Origin of the sequence: Geobacillus lituanicus, assembly GCF_050994965.1 — a bacterium.
Classification (GTDB): Bacteria; Bacillota; Bacilli; order Bacillales; family Anoxybacillaceae; genus Geobacillus; species Geobacillus stearothermophilus.
In genome coordinates this window covers 133,392-145,286 of sequence record NZ_CP194773.1, presented here as the reverse complement: position 1 = coordinate 145,286, position 11,895 = coordinate 133,392, and the positions used below count along the sequence as shown (strand labels likewise).

Genomic DNA, 11,895 nt, shown 5'->3' with positions numbered 1-11,895 from the left:
TCACCAATTCACATGGTTGAACTTGGTGCAGCTCGCGTGAGTGGAGAAGAAATGAAGGAGGGCATAGAGTTCTCTGCCTCCCTTACTTTTTCAACCCCGACTCGATCAAGAACGTCAAGGCTAGGCGATTTTTATAATTTTTGTAATCGACGCTGGGTCGGGGTCTTGGTTGTAAAGAGTATGGACAAAATCGCCATCAAGCGTAGCGAAGTAGTCATAATGATGGTATGTTGCAATGGCGTAGTGCAAGGCATCATAGGCTTCGAGCTGGAACAGCCGCATTTGAGCCAAGGCTAAATCTTGAATGTAGGCATCTGTTGTTAGGAACTGTAGATGAGCAAATTCACTGACATAAATTGACAACTAAACAAAAAAGGAGACATGAACCCGATTCCTTGGTTAGAATAGATGTACCACCAACTATCCACAAGGAGGTTCATGTCTCATGAATAGATTAGCACATCACCAAGGAATCCACAAGTTTTTCTTCACGCTGGGGTTGACGCTGCAGCTTTCCAAACCGGTCATCAAGCATCTCATTCATATTGTCGATGCCTTGACCACCAAGGGATTCTCGGGAACATTGACTGATATTCATTACTGGAGCTTTCATCCGAATCATCGAACGACGCTCAGTCACTTTTTCACGAAAAGCCCTTGGAACGAGGAAAGGCTGCTTGGGAAGCTTCAAGAGTGGATCCTTTCCCAGGTCGAACGACTGGCCAAACGGAAGAATCAACCCCTTTTTGTTTCGATTGATGATACGATTTGCCAAAAAACAAAGCCTTCGTCACGGGCTGTGCACGCCATTCAAGGGTGCGACTGGCACTACTCGCATAAAGATCATCAATCGGTCTGGGGGCATTCGCTCGTTTGGCTGATGGTGCACACCTTCACGCAGGCGTTCCCATTTGCGTTCCGCCTGTATGACAAGAAAGCGGGAAAAAGCAAGATCGACCTGGCGATCGAGATGCTTTCCTCGCTCAAGGTGAAGCGGGCTCAGCGGGTGTATGTGCTCATGGATTCGTGGTATCCGTCTAAGAAGCTCATCGAAGCCTGTCTGAAACAGGGATTCCATGTCATCGCGATGCTCAAGACGAACCGGATTCTCTACCCGAAAGGCATCGCCATCCAAGCCAAGCAGTTCGCCCGCTATATCGAGTCCAAAGACACCCGCCTCGTCACGGTGGGGCAGGAGCGTTATCGCGTGTATCGCTATGAGGGGGCCATCCATGGCCTCGATGACGCGGTGGTGCTGCTGGCTTGGAAGGCGGATCAGCCGATGGCGCCGGAACATCTTCATTGCATCTTGAGCACCGACCGGGAACTCGGGGACGAAGACATCTTGCGTTACTATGCTCAGCGTTGGACGATCGAGTGCTTTTTCCGGCAGGCGAAAGATCAACTGAAGCTGGATGGATACCGCGTTCGCCACATTCGGGCGGTGAAACGGTATTGGGCGGTGGTGCTGCTCTCCTGCGTGTACAGCATCGCCGAATCCCGCCAAAACCTCTCCACCGGGCTGGAGCTTCTTCGGTCGCGGAAAGACCACAGCGTCGTCGAGTTCATTTATGACGCTGCAAAGCAAGATATTCCCATTGATGTGATCAAAAAACAGCTCCGTATCGCGTAAGGGGTACCCTGTTTATCTCTCTAACCATGGAAATTATTGTAATGAAAAATGCTCATCTACAGTTAGGAATTCAATGTGGAAATGTTGCCTTAGGGCAGATAAAAATTCATTATATCGATCAATGGAATTGTTGTAGAAGATTTGCAACTTGTTTCTTTTTGAGGGATAATTCATCTTCACTAATTTGATTAATTCTGAAATATTAATAAAAACGTTCTTCTTGTAGAAACTTGGCATTCTGTTTTTTCCAAACGTTATATAGGAAGGATACGCTTTCTTCTGATTCCCCAAGGTGATGATTATGGCGAGACTTTGAACGTAAATTGGATTGATTTTTATGGTGGATTTCTAATGGTAATAGAATTTCTTGAATGAATAAGTTATGTACTACTTCCCCAAATACATGTGTACTGATCCCTAATTTCGTTACACCTTCGTTATGCCACTTTTGGAGGATTTCACATACCTTATCTCCCCTTGGATCATTGGAGTCCATATAGGCCAAAATAAAACAAGCATCGATGTATATATTAAAATCCCATTTAATTAATTAAGATCTCTAAAATTTAGGTCATTTGTTTTGTTAGTTTTGACTGTTTTTAATCAGGGCTTTGTTAAATTTCAATGTTGATTTTTAAACCTCACATTTCGCACCCTCTCGACGAAAATCGGGAGGATTTTTTCGTTCCGATGTCGAATGAATCCTTGACACACAAGGAAAGTGAAGGAGTTTTTCTCTCATGAACGTTCAAGTCAAAAAGGTCTATCGTAATGATTATTTGAATATAATAAGTGCCCTATTCAAGAAACTGGGCCTGCCCCAATTGATTGACCATCTCGTTCCCGTTGATCCACAGTGCCAGACTCGAGTCAGCGATGCCGTTCAGGCCATCATCTACAATCTGTTTGACGGCCGGCAAGCCCTTGTTCACTTGGAACATTGGGCTCAGGAGGTCGATTGTGAGAAACTCATCCGTCCCGATCTCCATCCTTCCTGGTTGAACGACGATGCGTTGGCCCGTCATCTCGATCGCCTGTATGAGGCTGGCATTCACAACGTCATCAGCACTTGCTTGATTCATATTTATCGCAAAGAAGGCCTTTCCCTCCGAGCCTTCCACGCCGATACGACGGACAAGACCGTTTACGGCGCGTATGAATCGGCCTCATTAGAGGCTTTGCAGATCACACATGGCTATAACCGCCATCATCGTTGGCAAAAACAGATCGGTTTCGGACTGGTCGGCAACGAGGACGGCATCCCGTTTTACGGCGATGTGCACGACGGCAACCTGCCTGACAAAACGTGGAATCCGGAGGTGCTGTCCCGTGTCCACGAACAGCTCAAACAAGCCAAGATGGAAGACGAATGGATTTACGTGGCCGATTCCGCCGCGATGACAAAAGACACTCTGGCGCAAACCAAAGCGGCCAACGCCTTTTTGATCACCCGAGGCCCTTCGTCGCTTCGGATCGTGAAACGGGCATTAGCGGAGGCCGATTCGCCTCACATCCCGTGGAGCGAACCCTTTACCCTGGCGGAGAGAAACGGCGCCACGTATCGGGTATGGGAAACATCCTCCACCTATGAAGGCCACCCCGTTCGGCTGATCGTCGTCGAATCGAGTGCGCTCGACCAGCGAAAAGGAAAGACGCTTGAAAAAGAACGAACCAAAGAAGCGGAGCTTCTTCGCGAGGAACAAGCCCGTTGGGAGCGTCACCCCTTCTCCTGCCGGGAAGATGCCGAACAAGCCTTGGCGTCCCTCAAGGCGTCCCTTCGCCCCCGGTTTCATCGGGTTGAGGCCGCGGTCGAAGAGACCGTACGCCTGAAAAAACGGCGCGGACGGCCGAAAAAAGGGGCGGAACCCGAGGTGGAGACGCTGTATTTCTTGCACCTTGACGTCGAATTCGACCAAGACGCGTGGGAACAGGCAAGACGGAAAGCGTCCCGGTTTGTCCTTGTCACGACCGTTCCGAAGGAATGGAAGGGCCAACCCATGGATGCCCAAGAGATCTTGAAGCTGTATAAAGGGCAGATCTCGGTGGAAATGAACTTCGCTTTTTTGAAAGATCCGTTTTTCACGGATGAGATTTACGTCAAAAAACCAGAACGGGTCGCAGTATTAGGCTATTTGTTTCTGTTGGCCTTGGCGATTTACCGCGTTTTTCAGCGCCGAGTGCGCCAGTTCATCACACCCGAACACCCATTAAAGGGCGCCGGAGGCCGCAAGCTGACCCGACCGACGGGGCAGGCGATTTTCCAGCTGTTTCAATATGTGAACGTCGTCCTCCTGGAGCTGCCGGATGGACGCATCCAACGCTCACTGGATCGCTCCCTCACCCCTGAACAACGAAGGATTCTGCAGGGGTTGGGGCTGGATGAGAGCATTTACGTGTAACGTCATACGGAACGACCAGCGATGGTAAAAAAAGGATTGCCATCGCTCGTCGTGTTGGTCAAAAAGTTATTCTGAAAAACTAAATAAAAAATCCTTTGTTTTGACCTTGTTAGGGTGCGAAATGTGAGTTAAACCACACAAAAAGACCGAAATAAATTCGGTCTTTTTGTGTGTCTTCTTCAACTATTGCATTATTCTTTCACATTTAGCAATCGCATGCTGTTTAATGTTACGATTAATGTTGCTCCCATATCGGCAAATATCGCTAACCATAGCGTTAACCAACCAGGCACAATTAACAGTAATGCCAATGCCTTAATCCCTAAAGAGAAAGTAATGTTTTGCTTAATAATCGCTAAAGCTTTGCGGCTCAATTTAATCGTATATGGCAATTTGCTTAAATCATCAGACATTAAGACAATATCGGCTGTTTCTAGGGCTGTATCGGTTCCAGCACCACCCATTGCCACACCAACGGTTGAAGCTGCAAGAGCTGGTGCATCGTTCACACCATCTCCAACCATCGCAACACTTCGATACTTGTCGCGAAGCTCTTTGATGAAATTCAGTTTATCTTCTGGAAGTAAATCGGCTTTAATATCGGAAACACCGACTTGTTTTCCGATGGCTTCGGCTGTTCTTTGGTTATCTCCCGTCAGCATCACCGTTTTTTCAATACCGACTTGATGAAGTTTTCGAATAACCTCTTTGGATGATTCTCTTATTTCGTCTGCCACGGCAATTAACGCCAGAATTTCTTTTTCCGTCCCTAATGCCATGACCGTTTTCCCTTGTATTTGAAGGGTTGTAATTTGTTCTTTTATTTCTGATTGGATGCCATTTGGAAGAAGTTCTTCAAAAAGACCTGGACTTCCGACATAATACATTGCGTTATTTACTTTGGCTTTTACCCCTTTACCTGTAATGGATTGGAATTCTTCAACCGATACATCATTAAAATTCAATCCATCTTCTTCTGCTTTTCTTATAATGGCGGAAGCAAGTGGATGTTGTGAGCCTTTTTCAATGGCTGCTGTAATGGTCATTAGTTCATTTTCATTGCCATTATAAGTGACTACATCGGTGACGGAAGGAACACCTTTTGTTAATGTTCCTGTTTTATCAAAAGCAATCACTTTTAAGTTTCCTGCTTCCTCTAAATAAATACCACCTTTAATTAACACACCGTTTTTCGCTGCATTTCCAATGGCAGTTACAATCGAAACAGGCGTGGAAATAACCAACGCACACGGACAACCAACCACTAATACAGCTAGACCTCGATAAATCCATTCGCTCCAATCAGCACCCATAAATAATGGAGGAATAACGGCTAGTAAAAGAGCAAAAATGATAATGGCTGGTGTATAGTATTTGGCAAAACGATCTACAAACGCTTGAGAAGGTGCTCGTTCTGCTTGAGCTTCTTCCACTAAATGGATGATTTTCGAAAGAGTTGTATCTTCCACTCGTTTTGTCACTTTTACTTCCAATAACCCTTCTTCATTCAATGTTCCTGCAAAGACTTCATCACCGACTGTTTTGGTTACTGGAACACTTTCTCCCGTAATGGCAGCCTGATTTAGCGTAGATGTACCCTTGATGACGATTCCATCCATCGCTAATTTCTGACCAGGCTTTACGATCATAATATCTCCGACTTGAATATCGTCAACAGGGACCATCATTTCTTCATTTCCGCGACGAATTAATGCTTCTTTTGGAGCAATATCCATCAACGATTCAATGGATTGACGAGCTTTATCCATGGAATAACGCTCTAAGGCTTCGCTAATGGCGAATAGAATAACAACCGTTGCACCTTCTCCCCATTCACCAATCGCTGCAGCTCCTAAAATCGCCACTGTCATCAGCGTATTCATATCAAAATTCAATCGAACTAGGTTTTTGAAACCTTTTATAAATAACGAATATCCACCGATTAAAATTGCTGCAGCATATCCAATTGTCGCAAAGATATGCTCTTCTCCGTATTGCTTCCCTAAAAACCAACTGATCACAAGCAAAACGGCGGAAATGTACACTTTAATATTCTCTTTTTGCTTCCAAAAAGGTTCACGCTTGACTGCTTTTTCTTTATCTTCCCGAACCTTTAAGTTTTCAAAAGCCCCTGCTTTTTCTAATTCTTCGATGGTTGTTGTACCCCAAACGGTAATTTTAGATGCTCCAAAGTTTACTTTAGCATCTTGAACACCTGGCAATGATTTTACATTATTTTCAAACTTTGCCGCACAGTTTGCACAAGTAAATCCTTGAACACGGTAGGTTTTCGCTTCTGATTTAGATAATTTTGCTTGTTGTTCAGACACGGACTTTCACCTCTTTATCATGTGCTAACGCAATCATGATTAACTGCTTAATATGGTCATCATCCAGCGAATAAAATGCTAGCTTTCCTTCTTTTCGATACTTTACAATCCCTTGTTTATAAAGAGTCCGTAAATGATGGGAAGTGGTTGCAACAGAAGCCCCAATGATATTGGCAATATCACATACACATAACTCTTCATCTTGGCAAAGTGAATAGGCAATTTTTGCCCTATTTTCATCTGCCAGTGCTTTAAACAACAGGACAACACTGGATATATCTTCTTTTTGCAATTCCCCTTGTATTCGATTGACTTTTTCTTCGTCATAACAATAAATTTCACATGTATCTTTCTTACTCATTCATTATCCCCCTTTCATATTCAAATTTCCGTTTGAATATATTATACCTCATTTCTTTTATTATTCAAACATTTATTTGAATGAAAAACAAAAAAGAATTGGATGTAAAAAATCAACCTAATATTTACCAGGCATTTCATTTAATTATATAGACTCCCATGACAAAAAAATTTCGTCACCATCGGAAGGATGAAAACAACCTTCTGTCGAATGGTCTCCTTGCGGCTGGGGTCATGAGGTCGTTGTATCTATGGTACGTAAAAGTCCGATATATAGACGGACCCCAGTAGTCTGGTGCACTACGGAATGTCGCTCCCTTGAGGGAAGCACGCAGGATAGAATGCTTGAACAAAGGCTACTGCACCAGCTGTTTTTGAGAACGAAGCAGGGAGGGGGACCGATGCGCGTCTTGTATGAACGCTGTTGCGGATTGGACGTGCATAAGCAATCGATTACGGCTTGCGCCCTTACCCCTGAAGGAAAAGAGATTCGCACGTTTGGTACGCTGACCGACGATCTCGAGGAGTTGGTGGATTGGCTGAAAGAAAAAAAGGTGACGCACGTTGCCATGGAGTCGACGGGCGTATATTGGAAGCCGGTGTATAATCTCCTCGAAACAGAGCCGATCGAAGTGCTTGTCGTCAATGCCCAACACATCAAAGCGGTTCCCGGGCGAAAGACCGATGTCAAAGATGCTGAATGGATCGCGGACTTGCTTCGCCATGGATTGCTAAAAGGGAGTTACATCCCTCATCGGGCTCAGCGGGAGCTCCGGGAACTGGTCCGTTATCGGCGCAGTTTGATCGAGGAACGGGCACGGGAGCTCAACCGCATCCAAAAAGTGCTGGAAGGAGCCAATATCAAGCTTTCTTCGGTCGTATCCGACATCAACGGGATGTCGGCCCGGCTCATCATTCGCGCCCTTATCGAAGGAAAAGACGATCCGGCGGCCCTCGCCCAGCTCGCCAAAGGGCGGCTGAAACAAAAAACGGAAGAGCTCCGGCGCGCGTTGAAAGGAGTGATAGGGCCGCATCAACGCATGATGCTGGCCGAGCAATGGCGTCATGTGGAGTATTTAGATGAAGCGATTGCCCGATTGGATCGAGAAATCGAGGAACGAACGAGCCCTTTTCATGAAGCGCTGGAGCTCATCGATACGATCCCGGGAGTGGGGCGGCAAAGCGCGGAACAAATTGCAGCGGAAATCGGGACGGACATGAGCCGGTTCCCTACCGCCGCGCACTTGGCCTCATGGGCCGGAATGGCTCCCGGGAATCATGAGAGTGCAGGGAAACGGTTGTCAGGTCGAACGAGGAAAGGGAACAAGAAGCTAAGGTCGTGCCTCGTGGAATGCGCCCGTGCCGCCGCCCGGACGAAGAACACGTACCTATCGGCCAAGTATCATCGGATCGCCAAACGAAGAGGAGCAAATCGAGCGAGTGTCGCGGTCGGGAGAACGATTTTAGAAATGATCTATTACATCTTAACTCGAAAGGAACCGTATAGAGAGTTGGGAGCCGACTACTGGGATCGGCAGCGAGAAGCGAGCATCGTGCGTCAAACGGTGAAACGATTAGAGGGGTTAGGGTACGAAGTGAAACTGGAAAAAACGAGTGCATAGCACTTATTAACCATATATATACTGAAATACCTTCCTTTGGAATCCGATTCCGAAGGCTAGGTGGGCTCCGTTTTTTGTCTTAAATGGTGTTTTCAGGATAGATGCACCTTGAAAAGTTAACTTCTGGATTACACTGCACACCCTAGGCGTTGTAGCACTTCCTTCGGGCGTTCATGGATGTAGTCCACAAACCGGGCAATGGCTTGGGCGATATCGTTTTGATCTTTGTGAAACACATTGGCAATGACAGTGTCTTTCAGCCATTTCCACAAGCGTTCGATCGGGTTCAGTTGCGGAGAATACGGAGGAAGGTAAATGAAGTGAAAACTCCGTCCTTCTTCCCGCAAAAACTCTCTCACCATTTTGGCATGATGAATTCGGGCGTTATCCAGCACCAAGACGATGAGACGATCCGGGTAACGCTCTTTGAGAACCCGCAGGAAATCCAAAAACGTTGTCGCATTGGCCGCTCCTGCTTGATAAAGAACTGTTTCGCCATCATGGACGTTAACGGCGCCAAACAGCGATACGTGAGCATGATGGCCGAACGTCGGCACTTGCTTTTGACGGCCAACCTCTGACCATGTCGTACGCAACACATGATACGATCGGATATGCGTTTCATCGATGTACAACAGGACGGAATCTGGATCGATTAAGTTTTTTTTATTAGATCCAAATGAGCATGTATATAGACGCTTGTCCAAAATGTTCATCTATGGCATCTTCATATGTCATCACAAAAGACATAATCGGCTACCGTCCTTGTTTGTAGATGTCCACTAATTTTTTGCCAAAGGGAGAAGGTTTGGCTATTTTTTTCCGTAATTCGGCAAATGGAAGATCCTTATCCGGTTTATTGGTCTGTTCCGTGCAAGACAGTGTCACCCTCATTTTCGTTTCCAAAGCGGAGGGCATATTGATCACCTCATTGATTCTCCTTTCTAAAAATTATAATGCTGGCCAGAAAAAATGTACAGATTTTTCTTTTACTACTATACCCTTGTTCATGAAAACATAAACACGGAGAGAATCTCCCGTGACATACTCCCACCACCTACGCTTCGCTTAGAGGTGGGGGCTTCTCGGGTAATCCCATCTCATGATGGGAAGTTGACCGAGCGATCCCCGTGTGCCCCACGGTTCGAGGACAAATTAGACGATCGCCAATCGTTTCATGCCCTCATGTTTGATATTGATGGCCGCATTGACGTCCCTGTCGCTCTCGAATCCACATTCACAGCGGAATGTCCGTTCAGAAAGCGATAGAGACTCCTTGACTCGACCGCAGCACGAACACGTTTTGGACGAGGGGAACCATTTGTCGATTTTGATCAGCTTCTTCCCCTGTTCGGCCAGCTTGTACTGAAGGAAAGTGGTGAACATGCCCCAGCCGTTGTCATGAACGCCTTGACCGAAATGGAGGGCTTGTGACATCCCTTTCATGTTGAGGTCTTCGATGACCACGCAATCATACCGTTTCGCTAATTTGTGCGACTCCTTATGCAGAAAGTCCTTGCGCTGGTTGGCAATTTTCTCATGCAGCTTCGCTACTTTCAGACGCTGTTTGTGCCAACGATTCGAGCCTTTCTTTTTACGAGACAATTTACGCTGTTCTTTCGCTAATGTTTCCAATGCTTTGCGATAGAATCGAGGATAATTGGCTCTCTTACCCTCGCTATCGACATACAGCGTACTCATGGAAAAGTCAAGCCCAACAACCGTTTGTACTTCTTTTAGGGCAGGTTGATGTTCGTACTCTGTGAGAATAGAAATATAGTATTTTCCTGTTTTGGTTTTCGTGATCGTACAAGACTTGATGATATGGTGGGCAGGAATCTCCCGGTGTTGCTTGAACTTGATCCATTTCAGTTTGGGCAGCTTGATATAGCCATCTGAAAGCTTGATGTTGCCATTTACCATATTTGTGGTGTACGACTGTTTCGCCTTGCGGTTTTTGAACTTGGGAAATCCAGCGCGGCCAGAAAAGAAGTGTTGAAACGCTTTTTGCAAATTTAGTTGAGCATTTGCCAGCGCAAGGCTGTCCACTTCTTTTAGCCAAGGAAACTCCTTTTTGTACTTGGCAGGGGTCGAAAATGTTTGCTGTTTCAAGGATTCTTGATCGTCCTTGAACTTTTCAAACATTTGTATGCGTTCTTCAAGCATTTTGTTATACACAAAACGGACACAACCGAAGGTTTTGGCGAGCAATTCTTCTTGTTCTTTTGTTGGGTATAGACGGAACTGATAGGCTTTGTTTGCCATATCGACACCACATCACTTCATACCTTGATTTTCGATATATTTTTTGATTACTTCAATGGGCACACCACCCGTTGTAAGCAGGCAAAAGCTTCTTGACCAAAAATCTTCTTTCCACAGTTTTCTTTTCACTTGCGGAAAATGCTTTTTGATCAGTCGAGAACTTGCACTTTTATAGGCATTGATGAACTTGGATAATTCACTATTTGGATGTGCTTTGAACAAAATATGCACATGGTCCATATCGTGATTCCATTCGACCAAGGAAATATTGTAATTTTTACCCAATCTCACAAACATATCTTTTGCATAGTCAGATATGGTATCATCAATCACTTGTCTGCGATATTTTACAACCAGCACAAGATGATAATACAATAGGAACACTGAATGGTTATTATTGTCTAATTTCATTGATACAACAGCCTTTCATTTTTCTAAAACTGATTATATCATAACACACAAAAAAGAGACAATTTTAGGCTATACCTAACCGAAATTCATCTCCCACTTTCACTTCGTTTAGAAGTGGGAGACTTCTTTCGGAAAGATGTTAAAAGGGGAATGGGTGAAAGAAAAGGGGAACGGAAAAGAAGTCTTCTTTCCAGCCTGTGAGCGAACGATTTTAAAACAACGGTGAAGAAGCTTTCAAAAAAGAAAATGGAAAAATATCACCATCCCTGTTATGATGGTAAAGGGTTTAGCGAACAAGGTGTCTACTTTCGTTTGTTGTTTAGATACCTTTTTTTGTTGGGAAAAAGGTTGTTGGCAGGTGAAACGATGAGAGCTTTCCTTTCCCGCTGGCTCCCCGTCATTCTCTGGTGCCTCGTCATTTACAGCTTCAGCGAGTCTTCCTGGTTCACCGGGGCGAATACGGCGCATGTGCTGCAGGTGATTTTATCGTACTTGCCGTTCGGCGGCGGGGATGAAGAGGGGTCGTCATTTTTGAATTTTTTGATTCGCAAAGCGGCGCATTTGACCGAGTTTGGCATTTTGGCCGCGCTTGTGTGGCGAGCGCTTGCGCCAAAACGGTTTGCGTATGCGGGCGCTTGGCTGTTTGCGACGGTGTATGCGGCAACCGACGAGTGGCACCAATCGTTTGAACCGGGGCGGACGGCGACGCCAAAAGATGTGGCGATTGATTCATGTGGGGCGCTCCTGGCGCTTTTGATTGTATGGGCTTGCCGCTGTTGGGCAAGGACCAAGCATCGGGCGGTCAAACGCGGCGTATAATAGAACAAAGCTCTCCCATCGTATAGATTTAGATGTAAACGGAAAGAATGGCCAAT

Annotated in this window: 9 protein-coding genes; 4 read left to right on the top strand and 5 right to left on the bottom strand. The window is 45.7% G+C overall.

Annotated elements, in window-relative coordinates; translation table 11 throughout:
- Positions 1-445: 445 nt before the first annotated feature.
- On the top strand, positions 446-1,633 hold the full coding sequence (locus tag ACR1UW_RS00635) for an IS701 family transposase (RefSeq protein WP_050368573.1): 1,188 nt from the start codon (positions 446-448) through the stop codon (positions 1,631-1,633).
- A 740-nt stretch (positions 1,634-2,373) separates the two neighbouring features.
- Positions 2,374-4,032: an IS1634 family transposase gene (locus ACR1UW_RS00630; RefSeq protein WP_429903820.1), complete on the top strand. Its 1,659-nt coding sequence runs from the start codon at positions 2,374-2,376 to the stop codon at positions 4,030-4,032.
- A 191-nt stretch (positions 4,033-4,223) separates the two neighbouring features.
- Here the strand turns inward: ACR1UW_RS00630 and ACR1UW_RS00625 are convergent, their stop codons facing one another.
- Both ACR1UW_RS00625 and ACR1UW_RS00620 read right to left on the bottom strand, forming a co-directional pair.
- The gene (locus ACR1UW_RS00625; RefSeq protein ID WP_498934268.1) at positions 4,224-6,362 is read right to left on the bottom strand and encodes a heavy metal translocating P-type ATPase; all 2,139 of its coding nucleotides are present in this window, start codon (positions 6,360-6,362) and stop codon (positions 4,224-4,226) included.
- Positions 6,355-6,723, bottom strand: coding sequence for an ArsR/SmtB family transcription factor (locus ACR1UW_RS00620; RefSeq protein WP_011230088.1), 369 nt, complete (start codon positions 6,721-6,723; stop codon positions 6,355-6,357). Before ACR1UW_RS00620 ends, ACR1UW_RS00625 begins: the two co-directional genes overlap by 8 nt.
- 400 nt (positions 6,724-7,123) lie before the next feature.
- Here ACR1UW_RS00620 and ACR1UW_RS00615 point away from each other — a divergent pair, with 400 nt between their 5' ends.
- The gene (locus tag ACR1UW_RS00615; protein WP_498934266.1) at positions 7,124-8,344 is read left to right on the top strand and encodes an IS110 family RNA-guided transposase; all 1,221 of its coding nucleotides are present in this window, start codon (positions 7,124-7,126) and stop codon (positions 8,342-8,344) included.
- A 128-nt stretch (positions 8,345-8,472) separates the two neighbouring features.
- On the opposite strand, the gene ACR1UW_RS00610 is transcribed toward ACR1UW_RS00615, so the two are convergent.
- The 3 genes from ACR1UW_RS00610 to tnpA form a co-directional block, all read right to left on the bottom strand.
- Positions 8,473-9,060: an IS630 family transposase gene (locus ACR1UW_RS00610; protein ID WP_498934264.1), complete on the bottom strand. Its 588-nt coding sequence runs from the start codon at positions 9,058-9,060 to the stop codon at positions 8,473-8,475.
- 439 nt (positions 9,061-9,499) lie between these two features.
- Positions 9,500-10,609 carry an RNA-guided endonuclease InsQ/TnpB family protein gene (locus ACR1UW_RS00605; RefSeq protein ID WP_498934262.1) on the bottom strand — a complete coding sequence of 370 codons (1,110 nt, stop codon included), beginning with the start codon at positions 10,607-10,609 and terminating at the stop codon, positions 9,500-9,502.
- Positions 10,610-10,621: 12 nt separating this feature from the next.
- Entirely contained in the window at positions 10,622-11,020 is a 399-nt protein-coding gene (gene tnpA, locus ACR1UW_RS00600) for an IS200/IS605 family transposase (RefSeq protein ID WP_498934260.1), read from the bottom strand.
- A 366-nt stretch (positions 11,021-11,386) separates the two neighbouring features.
- Between tnpA and ACR1UW_RS00595 the strand changes: the two genes are divergently transcribed.
- The gene (locus ACR1UW_RS00595) at positions 11,387-11,839 is read left to right on the top strand and encodes a VanZ family protein (RefSeq protein WP_053532861.1); all 453 of its coding nucleotides are present in this window, start codon (positions 11,387-11,389) and stop codon (positions 11,837-11,839) included.
- The last annotated feature ends 56 nt before the right edge of the window (positions 11,840-11,895 follow it).